General features: G+C 67.4%; 13 protein-coding genes. 7 read left to right on the forward strand and 6 right to left on the reverse strand.

Features of this window, described 5'->3' with window-relative positions:
- Nucleotides 1–90 precede the first annotated feature (90 nt).
- The 3 genes from adh to QW861_RS23500 all read left to right on the forward strand — a co-directional run bounded on the left by adh (nucleotide 91) and on the right by QW861_RS23500 (nucleotide 3,862).
- A complete protein-coding gene (adh, locus tag QW861_RS23490; protein WP_315713938.1) occupies nucleotides 91–1,608 on the forward strand; it encodes an aldehyde dehydrogenase in 1,518 nt (505 codons plus the stop codon).
- Between the two features lie 444 nt (nucleotides 1,609–2,052).
- Complete coding sequence (locus QW861_RS23495) at nucleotides 2,053–2,574, forward strand: PAS domain-containing protein (RefSeq protein WP_315752630.1); 522 nt, start codon at nucleotides 2,053–2,055, stop codon at nucleotides 2,572–2,574.
- Nucleotides 2,552–3,862: a methyl-accepting chemotaxis protein gene (locus QW861_RS23500; RefSeq protein WP_315713940.1), complete on the forward strand. Its 1,311-nt coding sequence runs from the start codon at nucleotides 2,552–2,554 to the stop codon at nucleotides 3,860–3,862. The genes QW861_RS23495 and QW861_RS23500 overlap by 23 nt, the downstream gene beginning before the upstream one ends.
- 68 nt (nucleotides 3,863–3,930) lie before the next feature.
- Here the strand turns inward: QW861_RS23500 and QW861_RS23505 are convergent, their stop codons facing one another.
- From QW861_RS23505 to xylB, 5 genes are all read right to left on the reverse strand, one after another.
- Nucleotides 3,931–4,269: a Rieske 2Fe-2S domain-containing protein gene (locus QW861_RS23505; protein ID WP_315713941.1), complete on the reverse strand. Its 339-nt coding sequence runs from the start codon at nucleotides 4,267–4,269 to the stop codon at nucleotides 3,931–3,933.
- A 435-nt stretch (nucleotides 4,270–4,704) separates the two neighbouring features.
- Nucleotides 4,705–5,652: an ABC transporter substrate-binding protein gene (locus QW861_RS23510; RefSeq protein WP_315713942.1), complete on the reverse strand. Its 948-nt coding sequence runs from the start codon at nucleotides 5,650–5,652 to the stop codon at nucleotides 4,705–4,707.
- Between the two features lie 100 nt (nucleotides 5,653–5,752).
- Nucleotides 5,753–6,793, reverse strand: coding sequence for an ABC transporter permease subunit (locus QW861_RS23515; RefSeq protein ID WP_315713943.1), 1,041 nt, complete (start codon nucleotides 6,791–6,793; stop codon nucleotides 5,753–5,755).
- On the reverse strand, nucleotides 6,786–8,309 hold the full coding sequence (locus QW861_RS23520; protein WP_315713944.1) for a sugar ABC transporter ATP-binding protein: 1,524 nt from the start codon (nucleotides 8,307–8,309) through the stop codon (nucleotides 6,786–6,788). Before QW861_RS23520 ends, QW861_RS23515 begins: the two co-directional genes overlap by 8 nt.
- A gap of 148 nt (nucleotides 8,310–8,457) precedes the next feature.
- Nucleotides 8,458–9,903 carry a xylulokinase gene (gene xylB, locus QW861_RS23525; RefSeq protein WP_315752631.1) on the reverse strand — a complete coding sequence of 482 codons (1,446 nt, stop codon included), beginning with the start codon at nucleotides 9,901–9,903 and terminating at the stop codon, nucleotides 8,458–8,460.
- Nucleotides 9,904–10,031: 128 nt separating this feature from the next.
- Between xylB and QW861_RS23530 the strand changes: the two genes are divergently transcribed.
- The 4 genes from QW861_RS23530 (at nucleotide 10,032) to QW861_RS23545 (ending at nucleotide 15,260) form a co-directional block, all read left to right on the forward strand.
- A complete protein-coding gene (locus QW861_RS23530) occupies nucleotides 10,032–10,865 on the forward strand; it encodes a glucose 1-dehydrogenase (RefSeq protein WP_315713946.1) in 834 nt (277 codons plus the stop codon).
- Between the two features lie 186 nt (nucleotides 10,866–11,051).
- Entirely contained in the window at nucleotides 11,052–12,176 is a 1,125-nt protein-coding gene (locus QW861_RS23535; RefSeq protein ID WP_315752632.1) for a GGDEF domain-containing protein, read from the forward strand.
- A 113-nt stretch (nucleotides 12,177–12,289) separates the two neighbouring features.
- Entirely contained in the window at nucleotides 12,290–13,624 is a 1,335-nt protein-coding gene (locus tag QW861_RS23540) for an acyclic terpene utilization AtuA family protein (protein ID WP_315713948.1), read from the forward strand.
- Between the two features lie 85 nt (nucleotides 13,625–13,709).
- Nucleotides 13,710–15,260: a GMC family oxidoreductase gene (locus QW861_RS23545; protein ID WP_315752633.1), complete on the forward strand. Its 1,551-nt coding sequence runs from the start codon at nucleotides 13,710–13,712 to the stop codon at nucleotides 15,258–15,260.
- Nucleotides 15,261–15,263: 3 nt separating this feature from the next.
- On the opposite strand, the gene ggt is transcribed toward QW861_RS23545, so the two are convergent.
- Complete coding sequence (gene ggt / locus QW861_RS23550) at nucleotides 15,264–16,937, reverse strand: gamma-glutamyltransferase (protein ID WP_316169455.1); 1,674 nt, start codon at nucleotides 16,935–16,937, stop codon at nucleotides 15,264–15,266.
- Nucleotides 16,938–17,114 lie beyond the last annotated feature (177 nt).

The raw sequence follows: 17,114 nt of genomic DNA on the forward strand, positions 1-17,114 counted from the left end.
GACGCGCTCGCTCCGGCCTCTGGTCTGTTGCGTCGGTTTGATCGAGCCTGTCTCCAACGCCGTGTGCATCGGCGTGAATGGGAGAGACAGATGACCAAGGTTGACGTCAATGCGGCGTTCAAGCCGCCGTTCGCTGCGCGTTACGACAATTTCATCGGCGGCGCCTGGAAGGCCCCCAACGCCGGCAAATATTTCGACAACATCTCGCCGATCACCGGCCAGCCGGTGTGCCAGATCGCGCGCTCCGATGCCTCTGACATCGAGGCCGCGCTCGACGCCGCGCATGCCGCCAAGGACGGCTGGGCCCGCGCCAGCGTCACCGAGCGCGCGATGGTCCTCAACCGGATCGCCGACCGCATGGAGGCCAATCTCGACAAGCTCGCGCTCGCCGAGACCTGGGACAATGGCAAGCCGATCCGCGAGACGACCGCCGCCGATATCCCGCTCGCCATCGATCACTTCCGCTATTTCGCCGGCGTGATCCGCGCGCAGGAAGGCTCGATCGCCGAGATCGACCACGATACCATCGCCTATCACTTCCACGAGCCGCTCGGCGTCGTCGGCCAGATCATTCCGTGGAATTTCCCGATCCTGATGGCGGCCTGGAAGCTCGCGCCCGCGCTCGCCGCCGGCAACTGCGTCGTGCTCAAGCCGGCCGAGCAGACACCGGCCTCGATCCTCGTGCTGATGGAGATCGTCGGCGACCTGCTGCCGCCGGGCGTGCTCAACGTCGTCAACGGGTTCGGCCTCGAAGCAGGCAAGCCGCTGGCATCGTCGAACCGCATCGCCAAGATCGCCTTCACCGGCGAGACCTCGACGGGGCGGCTGATCATGCAATACGCGTCGCAGAACCTGATCCCGGTTACCCTCGAGCTCGGCGGCAAGTCGCCCAACATCTTCTTCAAGGACGTCTGCGCCGAGGACGACGACTTCCTCGACAAGGCGATCGAGGGCTTCGTGATGTTCGCGCTCAACCAGGGCGAGGTCTGCACCTGCCCGAGCCGCGCGCTGATCCATGAATCGATCTATGAACGCTTCATGGAGCGTGCGCTCAAGCGCGTCGGAGCGATCGTGCAGGGCAGCCCGCTCGATCCCGCCACCATGATCGGCGCGCAGGCCTCCTCGGAGCAGCTCACCAAGATCCTGTCCTACATCGACATCGGCAAGAACGAGGGTGCGCAGCTCCTGATCGGCGGCGAGCGCAACATGCTCGGCGGCGATCTCGCCGGCGGCTATTACGTCAAGCCGACGGTGTTCAAGGGACACAACAAGATGCGCGTGTTCCAGGAGGAGATCTTCGGACCCGTCGTCTCGGTCACGACCTTCAAGACCGAGGACGAGGCGCTGGCGATCGCCAACGACACGCTCTACGGCCTGGGGGCCGGCGTGTGGAGCCGCGACGCCAACACATGCTACCGCTTCGGCCGCAACATCCAGGCGGGGCGCGTCTGGACCAACTGCTATCACGCCTATCCGGCGCATGCGGCGTTCGGCGGTTACAAGCAGTCCGGCGTCGGACGCGAGACCCACAAGGTGATGCTCGACCACTACCAGCAGACCAAGAACATGCTGGTCAGCTACAGCCCGAAGAAGCTCGGCTTCTTCTGAGGCAGGGGGCGCCGGGCCGGTCGGGCATGAGCGCCCCGACCGGCCCGTGCGCGTCTCACGAGGTTGCGTGGCGTCACGTACGCACCTCCTGGTCCTTGTGCCACATCTTCCGACAAGGCGACGGCCGATGCGATCCTCCGGCCAGCGGTCCAGACCCAACGCCGACCATCGAGCCGGCGCGTCCCGTCCCTGCCGCGGGCGGTCTCTGTCGTTTGGCGGACCTCCCGGTTAACGCGATGTTTGACAGTTAACGTCAGATTGAGGCCGGTGAGGCGGACAGCCTTTTTCCTGAGCCGACGAAAGCCGGTCGATGGGGGTCTCGGCGACACCCGGCCGCATGCCGGACGACGCCGGTTCCGCCAGCGCGTCGACCGGACCGTCCGTGAAGGCCGGGACATCCCGTCTGTCCGCCCCGCATCGTGATGACCGCAAGGAGGACCAGCCATGGCCCACGTTGTGAAGCCGACGGGAATCGAGCACATGCTCGGCGAAGAAGACCTGATCGTCTCGAAGACCGACCGCAAGGGACGCATCACCTACGCCAACGACGTCTTCGTTCGCATGGCCAGGTATAGCTATGACGAGCTCCTGGGAGCGCCTCACAGCCTGATCCGCCATCCCGAGATGCCGCGCTGCGTCTTCAAGCTGCTGTGGGACACGCTGGAGGCCAAGCGCGAGATCTTCGCCTATGTCGTCAACCTGGCCAAGGACGGCAGCCATTATTGGGTGCTCGCCCATGTGACGCCGACGCTGGACGACCAGGGCAATATCATCGGCTACCATTCCAACCGCCGCAGACCCGAGCGTGCGCCGATCGAGCGGCTCAAGTCCATCTACAAGGCGCTGTGCGACGAAGAGGCGCGCCACGCCAATGCCAAGGACGGCCTGCGCGCAAGCTTTGACATGATGGTCGCGGTGATCAAACAACAAGGCGTTGAATATGATGAGTTCGTGCTCTCTCTCTAAGGCGCAGATCGCGATCGCGGCCGCTGCGCTGCTGGCGCTTGGCGCGCTGGCCTGGCTCGTCGTCGCCGGCGCGACCCCGCCCGCGGCAGGCGGAGCGCTGCTCATCGCGGTCGCGCTGCTGCTCGGCCTTGCCCTGTGGCAGCTGCGCTTGGCGGCCGCCGTGGTCGCGGAGGCGGCCATGGTGTGTCACAGCGCGGCCAAAGGCAACCTTGAGCCGCGGGTGCTGAGCCGGCGCCAGCACGGCGACATCGGTTTGTTGCAGAAATCGATCAACGACATGCTCGACATCACCGACGCCTTCGTGCGCGAAGCGTCGGCCTCGATGGACTATGCCAGCCGCGGCAAGCATTTCCGCAAGATCATGGCGCGAGGCCTGCCTGGCGCATTCCGCCGGTCCGCGGCGATCATCAACCAGGGCACCGACAGCCTGGGCCGCCGGGTGGTCGACATTGCGGGTCTGGCCCGGCAGTTCGGCACCCAACTCGATCAGATCGTCGTCAGCCTCGTCGGTGCGGCGGAGGATCTCGAGTCCGATGCCGGCCACGTCGCGACGGCCGCGACGGAAACCAGCCGCCAGACCGAGGATGTGATCGCCGCCTCGGGGCGCGCGTCGTCCAATGTTCAGACGGCGGCGGGCGCGGCCGATCAGCTCGCGTCCTCGATCGCCGAAATTGGCCGGCAGGTTTCACGCTCCACCGAAAGTGCCGGGCGTGCGGTCAGCGAGGCCAATCGTGCCGGCGGGGAGATCCGCGAACTTGCCGATGCCGCGGTCCGGATCGGCGACGTGGTCAAGCTGATCAGCGAGATCGCTGAACAGACCAATCTCCTGGCGCTGAATGCGTCGATCGAAGCGGCGCGGGCCGGCGACGCCGGGCGTGGTTTTTCCGTCGTTGCGGCCGAGGTCAAGAGTCTTGCCGATCAGACCGCCAAGGCGACCGAAGAGATCAGCGCCAAGGTCAACGAGATGCAGCACTCGACCTCCACGTCGGTCGCGTCGGTCGAGGCGATCGCGCGAACGATCGCCGAGATCGACGAGATCGCTTCCGCCATTTCGGCCGCGGTCGACCAGCAGGCGGCGGCGACGCGAGACATCGCGCACAACGTTCAGGAAGCCTCGTCCGGCACGGCACGGGTCGCGTCCAATGTCGGCGCGATCAGCAGCGCTGCCGCCGACACCGGCCGGATCGCGGCGCGGGTCAACAATGCCTCCGAGCGGGTCCATGGTGAGGTCGAGACGCTGCGTCGCGAGGTCGACCAGTTCATGAAGCGGCTGATGGCAACGGGATAGCTGCGGCGGCGTGCGGGCAGGTGTCTGCCGCGCGACCGTCGAGCGCCCCGCGGCCGGCCTGGGCCCGATCAGCTCGCGGCGCGCGCCGGCTTCACCGGCCCGACATCCACCTGGATCTCATCGCCCTCGACCTGCAGCGGGTAGGCGTGCAGCGCATTGCGGACGAGATGGGTGACGCACTTGCCATGGGTGGCGTCGAAGCCCCATTGATGGTGCGGGCAGGTGATCGTCCGGCCGTCGAAGGTCGCTTCCGCCAGCGGCACGTCGGCATGCGGGCAGCGGCCGCGATAGGCCTTCAGCTCGCCGCCACGGGGCCAGAGCAGCAGCACGCTCTTCTTGCCGACCTGGTACAGGCCCATGCCGCCTTCGGTCATGGCGCTTGTCGGACAGACTGCGGTGAAAGCCATCGGATCGCCTGCTGATTGATGCCGTCAGGCAGGCCCACGCAAGTTCCGGACCAGCGGAAAGCGGGGACAAACAGGGGAGTCTTGTCGCAAACGCGACAGGGCGCTGATTGAGCGCGGTCCTATGCGCGGCCGAGCGCGGCGAGGAATTCCTGCTGTGGAATGGAACAGGCCCTGCGCCCGCACCAGGCCGCGGCCGAGATCGTCGAGCTTGGCAGCCATCCCCGGGAGGAACCGCCAGCTCCAATGCCACCAGCGCAGGTTGAATTCCGCCGTCGAGAACGTTGATTGCCACATCTGCCATCGACGCGCGAGTCCGCGGCGATCGGTCGTTGAGGGCACGCCGACGAGACAGAATGTGGTTCCAAGCACAACGCCGCCCCAGAGAGGGCGGCGCTTCTCGATGCTTTCAATCAGATGCGGGTCGACGATCGAACTCTATTCCTTCCGCTCCGAGGTCCAACCCTTGTACTCGCCGACATTGTCGCGCGTGATCAGCTTGGAGGGCAGCAGCTCGACCGTCGAGGCCGGCTTCTGGCCATTGAGCAGGCCGACGCCGATCTGCACGGCGCGGCGGGCCATGAAGAACGGATCCTGCGAGGCCGAGGCTTGGATCTGCTGCGAGGCCGGATCCTTCAGCGCCGCCTCGATGTCGGGGGCGCCGTCGACCGCGGTGATGATGATGCCGGTGCGCTGCTGCTGACGCGCAGCGAGATCGGTGCCGATCGCCTGCGGATCGTTGATGGCAAAGATGGCGTCGATCTTCGGGAAGCGGGTGAGATAGCCCTGCGTCACCGTGAGGCCGCCCTCTCGCGAGCCCTTGCCGTCCTGGTCGCTGGAGAGAACCTTGATGCCGGGGGCCTTGGCGAACACGCTCTTGCAGCCGTTGACGCGGTCGATCACCGCCGACACCTGCGGCCCGTTCTCGATGATCACGTCACCCTTGCCGCCGAGTTTGTCGACGATGTACTGGCACGAGATCTCGCCGGCCTGCACGTTGTTGGTCGTCACGGTGGCATCGGCGCCCTCGGCGGCGGTGTCGACCGCAACGACGAGGATGCCGGCCGCCTGCGCCTTCTTGATCGCCGGGCCGATCGCCTTGGGATCTCCCGGGTTGAGCAGGATCATGTCGACGCCGGCGGCGATGAAATTGTCGATCTGGGTGACCTGCTTGCCGAGATCATATTCGAAGCCGACCGCGGTGATCTTGACGTTGGGATTGGTCTTCTTGGCCTCGAACTCGGCGCCCTTCGACAACGCGACGAAGAACGGGTTGCCGAGTGAGCCCAGCGACACGCCGATCGATTTCAGCTCCTTGGCCGATGACGGCGCGGAGCTCATCACGAGCGCCAGCGCGGCACCGGCTGATAACATCGACTTGACCATGTGTTTCCTCCCTGGTCCTTCCTGTTCGTCTACGCACGGCGGACCAGTGGCCGTGGAAGAATGCGTTGTGGCGGGCCCCGGTGGCGCCCGCCATGTTGTCTCAGGTGCGGGCCGAGCCCTGCAGCCGGTAGCGGTCGAGCGCGACGGCGCCGATGATCACGAGGCCCTTGATGACGTATTGCCAGATGTCGGACACGCCGACCAAGATGAGCCCGTTCGACAACACCGCGATGATGAGCGCGCCGACCAGCGTGCCCCAGATCGAGCCGATGCCGCCGACGAACGACGTGCCGCCGAGAATGACGGCGGTGATCGCGTCGAGCTCGTAGGACTGGCCGAGCTGCAGACCGTTCGCCGCATAGAGCCGCGCCGCCTGCATGCCGCCGCCGAGGCCGGCGAGCAGGCCGGACATGCCGTAGACGAAGATCAGCACCGCCCAGACCTTGATGCCGGCGAGTCGCGCGGCGCTCTCATTGCCGCCGACGGCATAGATGTGCACGCCGAGCACGGTCCGGCGCAGGATCAGCCAGGAGCCCAGGATCACCAGCAGCGCGATCACCGACAGCCAGGGGATCGAGACGACGCCGGGAATGATCGTCAGCGAGGCGTTGCCGATGAAGGCGTAGGGAATCGATGGGTTGAACACGGTGGTGTCGCCACCCATCAGGCGGGCGAGACCGCGCACCGCCGTGAGCGACCCGAGTGTCACGATGAACGGCGGCAGCCGCAATAGCGCGATCAACGCGCCATTGACGACGCCGAAGGCAAGGCCCGTCAGCACCGCGGCCGGCAGCCACAGTGCGCCGAGATCGGGCATCTTCGACAGTGTCAGGCCGGCCATGGCAGCCGCGGCGAGGATCGAGCCGACCGACAAATCGATGCCGCCGGTCAGGATGACGAAGGTCATGCCGGCGGCGAGCACGGTATTCACGGCGGCCTGCTGCAGCACGATGCCGAGATTCTGTCCTGAGAAGAAGCGTCCGTCGGACAGCATGTGGAAGCCGACGCAGAGGATCAGCAGCACCGGCAGCATGCCGGCGGCGCGGATCATCAGCCGTAGCCGCTGCTGCTTGTTGTCCGATGCGGACGGCAGGCCGGATGAAGGCGCGGTCTTGGCTTGCGACGAACTGTTGTCAGGCATCGACGTGCTCCGTCCCGGTGGCCAGCGCCATGATGTCTTCCTGGGTGATGGGGGATGTCGCGCTCTGCTGCAACTCGCCGGCCAGATGCCCTTCGCGCATCACCAGCACGCGGTCGCAGATGCCGAGAATCTCCGGCAGATCGGACGAGATCACCAGGATCGCGGTGCCGGACTTGGCGAGATTGTCGATGATCGAATAGATCTCGGACTTGGCGCCGACATCGACGCCGCGGGTCGGCTCGTCCAGGATCAGGACCTTCGGCGCGGTCGCAAGCAGGCGGGACAGCAGCACCTTCTGCTGATTGCCGCCCGACAGGCCGCCGACGGTGACGCCAGGATTGGGAGCGCGGATGCCGAGCGCGCTGAACGCCTCGTCGGCGCGTGCGCGCGCCTTGTCGCGGTCGAGAATGCCGCCGGGCTTCGCGTCCCGTCCGATCACGGCGAGGTTGATGTTGTCGGCGCAGGACATGTCGAGGAACAGCCCGAGCGCCTTCCTGTCCTCGGTCAGATAGGCGATGCCGGCATCGAGCGCATCGCGCGGCGTGTCGATGCTGACTTTCTCACCGTCGAGCTCGATGTGTCCGGTCGTCTTCGGCGCGGCTCCGATGATGAGATGCGCGAGCTCGGTGCGTCCGGCGCCGATCAGCCCGGCGAGGCCGACCACCTCGCCGGCATGAACGGTCAACGAGCAATTCTTGACGCGATGGCCGTCGCCGAGGTCGACGGCGCTGAGCACCGCGCGATCACGCTTGGCGTGCGGGTCGTGGTCCTTCTTGTAGAACGACGACACGTCGCGACCGACCATCATGCGGACGATGCTGTCGGCGCGGATCTCCGGCTTGTCGAGCGAGCCGACCAGCCGGCCGTCGCGCAGCACGGTGACGCGGTCGCCGAGCGCATAGACCTCGTCCATGCGATGCGAGATGTAGATGATGGCGAGCCCTTCGGCGCGGAGCTGGCGGATCAGCGCGAACAGCTTCTCGCTCTCGCCGGCCGACAGCGAGGTGGTCGGCTCGTCCATGATCAGGATCTTGGATCGTGCATGCAGCGCGCGGGCAATCTCCACCAGCTGGCGCTGGCCCATCGACAACTCGGCCACCAAGGTGGAGGCCGTGAAATCGGCGCCGAGCCGGTCCAGGATCGGTCCGACGCCCTCGCGCATCGTGCTGCGCGCGAGCAGGCCGCTCTGCGACAGCTCGCGGCCGAGATAGATGTTTTCGGCGACCGTCAGGTTCGGCGCCAGCGACAACTCTTGGTAGATGATCGAAATGCCGGCGTTGCGGCCGCCCATCGGCCCTTCGATGCGCACCGGCCGGCCCTCGATGCGGATCTCACCGCCGGGATCCGGGCGATAGGCGCCGGAGAGAATCTTCATCAGCGTGGATTTGCCGGCACCGTTCTCGCCCATCAGCGCATGGACTTCGCCGGCGTAGACGGTGAGGTCGACCTTGTGCAGGGCCTTGATGGTGAAGAATGACTTCGACACCCCGCGCATCTCGAGGATCGGACCGCTCATCGTGCCTCCCAATGCACGTCGTCTCGTCGTCCGCGGCTCGTTGATCGCTGGCGCGGGAAGCCATTAAACTAGAGGCTGTTGCCGAATACAATATGAAAGAGACGCCGCCGCAACACGTCGCCGCGACGAATGCCTTTCGGAGATCCGGTTAGCTCGGCCGACGATAGAGCTGTCGCCAGCGCGGCCGCCGCTCGGCATAGGCTGCCGACAGCGCGACGTCCGGAGCGAAGGTCCGCACGCGCGCCGGCGGCGTGCAGACCGCGCCGATGTCCTCACCGGTGACGGCAAGACGTGCCAGCCGCGCCGCGCCGAAGGCGGCGCCGGTCTCGCCCTCGGCCAGCCGATGAACGGGAATGCCGAGCACATTCGCCAGGATCGCCAGCCAAAGGTCCGAGCGCGATCCGCCGCCGATCGCATCCGCTTCGGCAATGACGAGCCCGGTTTCCGTCAGCGCGTCGCGGCAGTCGGCCAGTGCGAAGGCAACGCCCTCGAGCACTGCCTGGACGATGGCGTTGCGGTCGGTGGCGTGGCTCAGGCCGTCGAGCAGGCCGCGGACATGGGGATCGTCATGCGGCGTGCGCTCGCCCGCGAGATAGGGCAGGAAGCTGACCGGCGACGGCGCGGCGGGCCCCGCGCCCAGCGGGGCGAGCAGCTCGGTCTCGCTCGCGCCGAGCAGCCGCGCGACCCAGGCGAGGCATGAGGCCGCCGACAGCATCGCGCCAGCCTGCAGCCACATCGCCGGGATGGCATGACAGAAGGTGTGAACGACGCGCTCGGGATTGGCCGTGACGGCGTCGACCGGCGAGATCACGGCGCCGGACGTGCCGAGCGTGATGAACGTGGCGCCCGGCCGGATCGCGCCGATGCCGATGGCGCCGGCCGGGTTGTCGCCGGCGCCTCCCGCGATGGTTGGGCGCTTCGTCATGCCCCAGCGTTCCGCGAGGTTACTGCGCAGCCGGCCTGCCGGCGCGCAGCCTTCGACGAGGCGCGGCATCTGCGCACGGGTGAGGCCGGTGGCGGCGAGGCCCTCGTCGCACCAGTCGCGCCTGGTGACATCGAGCCAGAGCGAGCCGGACGCATCGGACATGTCCTCGATCGCATCGCCCGTCAGCACCAGCCGGACATAGGCCTTCGGCAGCAGAACCAGCCGCGTGGCCGCGAAGATCTCGGGCTCGTGCGCCGCGATCCACATCAGCTTCGGCGCGGCGAAGCCGGGCATCGCCTTGTTGCCGGTGATCGTGCGCAAGGCGGACCAGCGCTGCTCCAGCGCAGCGCATTCGCGCTCCGACCGGCCGTCGTTCCAGAGAATGCAGGGCCGCAACGGATTCATCGCGGCATCGAGCAGCACCGGGCCATGCATCTGGCCCGACAGGCCGATGGCGTCCACCGCCGCCAACGCGCCGGGATGATCCGCCTTCAGCGCATCGAGCGTGGCGAATACCGCGCCGATCCATGCGGCGGGGTCCTGCTCGGCCCGGCCCGGTCGCGGCACGTCCATCGTCAAGGCGTGGCTGCGGCTCGCAACGACGCGCTGCGTGTCATCGACGATGATCGTCTTGACCGCGGATGTTCCAAGATCGATGCCGAGATACATGACGTCTCACGCCTGCGTGCGCAACGACGGATACGGAGTGGAGCGATACCAGACTCCTGATAGCCTTGTCATCCGAACGCGAGTCATCGCAGCGTGCTGAGGCGAGATCATTTTCACGGAGTCGAGACATGGAGCCATCTGACCAACCAGCCGAACGGGCGTCGCGTCTCGTCGGACACTACGCGCTGGTGACGGGCGCAACGCAAGGCATCGGCCGCGCGATCGCGGTGCGGTTTGCCGAGGAGGGTGCGCATGTCGCGATCAATTTCGGCGGCCCGTCGCCGTCCGGCGACGAAACCCTGGCGCTGGTGCAGGCCGCCTCTGCCGCGCATGGTCACGGCTCGCGTGATCACGTTGCCGTGAAGGCCGACATCGGCGTCGAGGCCGAGATCGCCGAGATGTTCGAGACGGTGCTGAAGCGCTGGCCCCGGCTCGACTGCCTGGTCAACAATGCCGGCTTTCAGCGGGAATCGCCCAGCGAGGCGCTCGACGTCGACACGTATCGCAAGATCCTCGAGGTCAACCTCAACGGTGCCGTGCTCTGCGCGCGTCACGCGCTGGCGCATTTCGTCACGCGCGGCGGCGGCAACATCATCAACACCTCAAGCGTGCACCAGATCATTCCGAAGCCCGGCTATCTCGCTTATTCGATCAGTAAGAGCGCGATGGCGGGCCTCACGCGGACCCTGGCGCTCGAATTCGCCGGGCGCGGCATCCGCGTCAATTCGGTCGGGCCGGGCGCCGTCGACACGCCGATCAACGCGGCCTGGACCGGGGACCCGGCCAAGCGCGCGGCGGTCGAGTCCCACATTCCGATGGGGCGGGTGGCGAGCCCGGAAGAGATCGCCGGCGTGTTCGCCTTTCTCGCCTCGTCCGAAGCGAGCTACATCACCGGACAGACGATCTATGCATGCGGCGGCATCACGCTGTTCGGCGAATTCCGAGACAATTGGGCGAGCTGATCCCGGCCCTGCATCGCTCATGCGCGCGTGCGCGTACCATCATTCGCATTCTATCCACTTGCATTGTCATCGTCGCAGTGAGGATCTCTTAAGCATCCGCGGCGCATGGCAGCCCTTCGCGGGTGCAGCGAGATTTCGTTAAGGCGTGGGTACGAGAGTGCGCGCGCTTGGCGAACTGGAATTGCGATGCATCGATTGGACCCGGACATTCGTCGCGATCTCGCGCATCTGCTGTACAGCTCGATGCCGCTGGTCGGGACGATCTCGGCCGCCGCCGTCGTGATCGGCAGCGTGATGGCCTGGGTTGCGCGCGATCCGGGCTACGCCGCGATCACGGTGGTGCTGCTGGTGATCGGTGCCCTTCGTGTGATCAAGCTGCGGATGTTCGCGGCGCGCTTCGATCGGCTCGATCACGATGCGATCATTCGCTGGGAACGCCTCTACGGCCTCGGCGCTGCCGCCTTCGGTCTGGCCGTCGGTGCGTTGTCGTCACGCGCGTTTCAGATCGGCGACGGGCCCGGCATCTGGATGTGCTTCGGCCTGTCGATGGCCTTCTGCGTCGGCATCGTGTCGCGTGTCAGCCCATGGATCGTCATGACCTCCTCGGCGGTGCTGCTGATTCCGACCGTGGTGGCCTGCCTGATGCAGCCCGAGCCGGTGTACCGGATGGGCGCCGGCATGGTGGTGCTGTTCTGGATCACGCTGCGCGGCACGTCGTATCGACTCACGTCCGCCTTCACCGAGCGGATCACGGCGCAGCAGGCCTTGGCGCGGCAGGCGCTGCGCGATTTCCTCACCGGCCTGCCGAACCGCGCCGCGTTCATCGCCGCGCTCGGCCGGTGCGATCGCCCCGTCGCCATCATCGCGGTCGATCTCGATGGCTTCAAGCTCGTCAACGACCGGTTCGGCCATCAGGCCGGTGACGAGCTGCTGTGCCAGGTCGGCGCACGTCTGCAGGATTGCCTCGGCGAAACGGGCCTGGCGGCGCGGTTCGGCGGCGACGAATTCATGCTGCTGCTGCCCGCAGTGGGACGTGACGCCGCTCTCGCGTTCGCGCAAGCGGCGGTGACGGCGCTGTCGCAACCCTTCACGCTGGCTGGAACCCGCGTTCAGATCGGCGCCAGCGCCGGCATCCTGGTCACCGAGGATCGGCAGGCGGACACCGAGGCGCTGCTCGACCAGGCCGATCGCGCGCTCTATGCGGCCAAGCGTGCCGGCGGCCAGCGTTGGTGCTGGGCCGACGAGCACATGGCCGTTGCCGTCGCATGCACGGCGAGCAGCGAGGCGCCGACGCTGGCGCTCGCGGACTAGCAGCACGATCGCAGCCTGACCGTTCCACGCGGACGCTGGCAAGCTCGGACCGCGGCCGCTAATGTGGCCGGCAGAAGCCGACGAACGGCGCACGATGTCAGGAGGAGCGGCCGATGCGGAGCATCAGGATCGGCGCCGGAGCGGGCTATTCCGGTGACCGGATCGAGCCTGCGGTGGAGCTCGCGGCGAAGGGCGGCCTGGACTATCTCGTGTTCGAGTGCCTGGCGGAGCGCACGATCGCGCTGGCGCAGCAGGCGCGCATGAAGGATCCGGCCGCCGGCTATGATCCGCTGCTGGCGGCGCGCATGCAGGCCGTGCTGCCGATCTGCCGCGCCAACAAGGTCCGTATCATCACCAACATGGGGGCGGCCAATCCGGTCGCCGCGGCCGAAGCCACCCGCACCATCGCGCGCCGGCTTGGACTGACGGGGCTGAAGATCGCGGCCGTGACCGGCGACGATGTTCTGGAGCCGTTGAAGACAGCGGATGTCGTGCTCGACACCGGCGACACGATCCGGGCCCTCGGCAATCGGGTCGTCTCGGCCAACGCCTATGTCGGGGCGGGCGCGATCGCGGAGGCGCTCGCGGCCGGCGCGGATGTCGTGATCACCGGGCGCGCCGCCGACCCGGCGCTGTTTCTCGGACCTTTGATCCACGAGTTCGGCTGGGCCCTGGATGATTGGGACCGGCTCGGGCAGGGCACCGTCGTCGGTCATCTGCTCGAATGCGCTGGACAGATCACCGGCGGCTATTTCGCCGATCCCGGAGCGAAGGATGTTCCCGATCTCGCCCGGCTCGGCTTTCCGATCGGCGAGGTGCGCGAGGATGGCGAACTGATCGTGACCAAGGTCGCGGGCTCCGGCGGCTGCGTCACGCCGGCGACCGTGAAGGAGCAACTGCTCTATGAGATCCACGATCCCGTGCAATATTTCCAACCCGACGTCGTGGCGGATTTCTCGCAGGTGACCGTCGAGGAGCTTGGTCCGGACCGGGTCAGGGTGGTCGGCGGTCGCGGCCGGCCGAAGACGGGACTGCTGAAGACCTCGGTCGGCTATCTCGATTCCTATGTCGGCGAGGGTCAGATCTCCTATGCCGGCCCTGGCGCGGTCACGCGCGGCCGCCTTGCGCTCGATGTCGTCAGGGAGCGCCTCGCGCTCACCGGCGTGGCGGTGAACGAGCTGCGCTGCGACCTGATCGGGTTGAATGCGCTGCATGGCGACGATCGCGCACAGGGCGCCGAGCCCTACGAGGTGCGCGTTCGTGTCGCCGGGCGGACCGAGACGATGGCGGAGGCGATCCGCATCGGCAACGAGGTCGAGACGCTCTACACCAATGGCCCGGCAGGTGGCGGCGGCGCCTGGAAATCGGCGCGCGAGGTGATCGCCGTCGCCTCCTGTCTCGTTGCCGAGGATGCGCCGCAGCTCTGCGTCGGCATGCTGACGGCCTGAGTTTTCAAGGGCTTCACGGATCGCTCTCGGCAGCGCAAGCTGGCCGTCATGGTTGCGGTGCCTGAGAACAGCGAGAATTCAGTCCATGTATGACGTCATTGTGGTCGGCGGCGGCTCCGCGGGAGCGGTCGTCGCTGCGCGCCTGTCCGAAGACCCCCGGACGCGGGTCCTGCTGCTCGAAGCCGGCGCGGACTGGCGCGCGGACGACGCGCCGTGGGAGATCGTGACGCCCAACCCGATTCCGATCATCCATGATCGCGCCTTCCAGGAGAAATGGCAGTGGCCGGAGTTGATGTCCCGCCGCGTCGCCGGGCAGGACATGCGTTTCTACTGGCGCGGAAAGGGGCTGGGCGGCAGCTCGATGATGAACGGCCAGATCGCGATCCGCGGCGTGGCCGATGCGTTCGATGAATGGGCGGCCAATGGTTGCAAGGGATGGTCGGCCAAGGACATCATGCCGCTGTTCGCGGTGATCGAGGACGATCTCGCATTCGGTGATCGCGAGGGGCACGGTCGCGGCGGCCCGCTTCCAGTCACTCGCGCACCGCCTGACACATGGGGCCCGATCGATCGTGGCTTGCGCGAAGCCGCGCTGGCGAGCGGCTATCGCTGGTGCGACGATCTCAACGGGCCCGATGGCGAGGGCGTCGCCTGCTATCCGATCAACAGCCGCAACGGCCGCCGTATCTCCACCAATGAGGGCTATCTCGAGCCGGCCCGCGGCCGTCCGAACCTCGAGATCCGCGGACGGGCGCTGGTCGATCGGCTGCTGATCAGCGACGGCAGGGCGACCGGCGTGCGCGTCCACGTCGAAGGTGAAGGCGTGAAAAACGTCGCGGCGCGCGAGGTCGTGCTGTGTGCCGGCGCGATCCACAGCCCCGCGATCCTGCTGCGCTCGGGTATCGGCCCTGCGACCGATCTGCTGGCGATGGGAATTGCGGTCGTGCGTGATCTTCCGGTCGGCCGGCACTTCTTCGATCATCCGCTGTTCCGCACCACCATCCAGCTCCGCGAGGCGCTGCGTCCGACCGACCGCGACACGCGCCATACCAATTGCTGCGTCACCTACTCGTCGGGCCTCGCCGGCGGCGGCAAGCGCGACATGATCCTGATCGCGTTCAACCATCGCGGCATCGGCGTGCCCGGCGCGATCGGCGCCGGACTGTTCAACGCCTTCTCGCGCGGTACGCTCAAGCTCGCCTCGACCGATCCGAGCGTGGATCCGATCGTCGAGGAGAACATGCTGGCCGATCCGCGCGACGTGGCGCGAATGCGGGACGCGGTGAAGCGGCTGGCCGTGATCACGGTGCAGCCGGCGCTGCGCGACATCGCCGACTGGATTCGCCTCGGCGATACGGAGTTCACGCTGCCGCAGGCGGCTGCGCTGCCCGAGGCCGAGCTCGATGCGCTGCTGCGGCAGGTCACCGGCGACATCCAGCATGCGGCGGGGAGCTGCCGCATGAGCGGATTCGACGATGGCGACGGCGTGGTCGATCCGGACGGCCGCGTGAAGGGCATTGCCGGCCTGCGCGTCGCCGATGCCTCGATCATGCCGTCCGATTGCCGCGCCAACACGCATTTCACCACCGTCGTGATCGGCGAGGCGATCGCGCGGATGATGCGAGAGCGCCTGTAGAGCTCACGCGATGGCGAAGCGAAGCCCGGCGCGGGCGCGCCCGCCGGAGATCGCGATCGGGGTGCCGTCGGCGCGCCAGCACGCGGCTCCCGTCAGCGTGCCGTCGTCGCCGAACGCGATCGCGTTCATGCCGCCGGCCACGACCGGCTCGCGTTTGATCTCGTGCCCGCGTGCGGCGAGCTCCCGCGCCACATGGTCGGGAAACGCCGGCTCGAGCTCGAGCACGCCGCCCTGCGTCCAGAGCCGCGGCGCCTCGACCGCCTCCTGCAGCGACATGCCGTGGTCGATCAGGTTGACCAGCGCCTGGAAGGCCGAGGGAAAGATGCGCAGGCCGCCGGGCAGGCCGAGCGCATAGCGCAAGCGGCCGTCGCGCAGCGCCATCATCGGCGCCATCGAGGTGAAGACGCGCTTGCCCGGCTGGATCGACAGCGCGCGGCCCGGATGCGGATCGAAATTGTACATGTAGTTGTTGGCGGTCATGCCGGTGCCCGGGATCTGTACGCAGGCGCCGAACAGGCCGTTGATGGTCTGGGTCGCCGCGACGACGTTGCCCTCGGCATCGGCGACCGTGACATGGGTGGTGTTGGCGGACTCCGTCGGCGCAAGGCCCGGGCCGAAGCTCCGGGCCCGGCTCATGTCGATCTGCGCCCGCCGCTGCGCGGCATAGGCCTTCGACGTCAGCCGCTCGACCGGCACGTCGACGAAAGCGGGATCGGCGGTGGCGACCGCCCGGTCGGCAAAGGCGATCTTCAAGGCTTCGGCAAGCACGTGCACGCCATCGGCCGAACCGAAGCCGAGCCCGCCGACGTCGAAACCCTCGAGGATGTTCAGCATCTGCACGATGTGCACGCCGCTGGAGGAGGGCGGCGGCGGGCCGATGATCTCATGGCCGCGATAGTGGCCGCGGATCGGCGCGCGTTCGATCACCTTGTAGGCGGCGAGGTCGCTCGCATCGATCAGCCCGCCATTGTCGGCCGTGTAGTCGGCCAGCGCGATCCCGAGCGGCCCGCCATAGAGAGCGTCCGGTCCTTGCTCCGCGATCAGCCGCAGCGATGCCGCATAGTCGGTCTGGATCACGCGCGTGCCTGGCCTGACGGGCTCGCCGCCCGGCAGGAACAGCGTCGACAGATGCGGGTCACGCGCGAGGTCGTCCGCGACCAGCCGCACGCAATCGTTGAGATAGGGACTGGCGATGAAGCCGTGCTCAGCGAGCCGGATCGCCGGCGCCATCACTTCGGCCAGCGGCAGCCGGCCGAAGCGCGACAGGGCCTCGCACCATCCCTTCAGCGCGCCGGGCACGGCGACCGCGAGCGCGCCTGCGACGTTGCGGCGGCCGCGGGTCTCGCGCGCCAGCGTGATCTCGTCGGAGACCGGATCATACATTCCTGGCGTGGCGCGCCGCGGCGCGGTGCTCAATCCGTCGAGCACGATGTGCCGTCCATCCGCAAGGCGGATGTGCGACAGCCCGCCGCCGAGAATGCCGACCATCATCGGCTCGACCACCGTCAGCGCGAACAGCGCGGCGACCGCGGCATCGATCGCGTTGCCGTCACGCATCAGCATCTCGGCACCGGCGCTGGAGGCGAGCGGATGATTGGTCACCACCATGCCGCGCGAGCCCGTCGCCGGCTGCTTCTCGCAGGTGAAGTCGGCGATGCGCCGTATGTGCGAAGCCATTCGGGTCTCCTCTGTCGAACGGCGGATGCCGAGAGGTCGTCTTTCGCAATCCTGCCCGATCCCTTGCGCAAGGGGAAGAGCGGCGCCCCAGCTCGACGAACTGATAAGTGCGCCACGCATGGCTCGGAGAGCATCGATCTCTCCCGCCGCGTTCTCATCGCCGCGCATCTGTGTTAG

The sequence above is a fragment of the Bradyrhizobium sp. SZCCHNRI1029 genome (genome assembly GCF_032487555.1).
In the GTDB taxonomy this organism is placed as follows: Bacteria; Pseudomonadota; Alphaproteobacteria; order Rhizobiales; family Xanthobacteraceae; genus Bradyrhizobium.

Excerpts from the sequence above, each read along its gene's own strand:
- ggt (WP_316169455.1), bottom strand. The coding sequence starts at position 16,937 with ATGGCTTCGCACATACGGCGCATCGCCGACTTCACCTGCGAGAAGCAG.
- QW861_RS23530 (WP_315713946.1), top strand. The coding sequence starts at position 10,032 with ATGGAGCCATCTGACCAACCAGCCGAACGGGCGTCGCGTCTCGTCGGA.
- QW861_RS23500 (WP_315713940.1), top strand. The coding sequence starts at position 2,552 with ATGAGTTCGTGCTCTCTCTCTAAGGCGCAGATCGCGATCGCGGCCGCT.
- QW861_RS23540 (WP_315713948.1), top strand. The coding sequence starts at position 12,290 with ATGCGGAGCATCAGGATCGGCGCCGGAGCGGGCTATTCCGGTGACCGG.
- QW861_RS23545 (WP_315752633.1), top strand. The coding sequence starts at position 13,710 with ATGTATGACGTCATTGTGGTCGGCGGCGGCTCCGCGGGAGCGGTCGTC.
- QW861_RS23520 (WP_315713944.1), bottom strand. The coding sequence starts at position 8,309 with ATGAGCGGTCCGATCCTCGAGATGCGCGGGGTGTCGAAGTCATTCTTC.
- xylB (WP_315752631.1), bottom strand. The coding sequence starts at position 9,903 with ATGTATCTCGGCATCGATCTTGGAACATCCGCGGTCAAGACGATCATC.
- QW861_RS23510 (WP_315713942.1), bottom strand. The coding sequence starts at position 5,652 with ATGGTCAAGTCGATGTTATCAGCCGGTGCCGCGCTGGCGCTCGTGATG.
- adh (WP_315713938.1), top strand. The coding sequence starts at position 91 with ATGACCAAGGTTGACGTCAATGCGGCGTTCAAGCCGCCGTTCGCTGCG.
- QW861_RS23495 (WP_315752630.1), top strand. The coding sequence starts at position 2,053 with ATGGCCCACGTTGTGAAGCCGACGGGAATCGAGCACATGCTCGGCGAA.
- QW861_RS23535 (WP_315752632.1), top strand. The coding sequence starts at position 11,052 with ATGCATCGATTGGACCCGGACATTCGTCGCGATCTCGCGCATCTGCTG.
- QW861_RS23515 (WP_315713943.1), bottom strand. The coding sequence starts at position 6,793 with ATGCCTGACAACAGTTCGTCGCAAGCCAAGACCGCGCCTTCATCCGGC.
- QW861_RS23505 (WP_315713941.1), bottom strand. The coding sequence starts at position 4,269 with ATGGCTTTCACCGCAGTCTGTCCGACAAGCGCCATGACCGAAGGCGGC.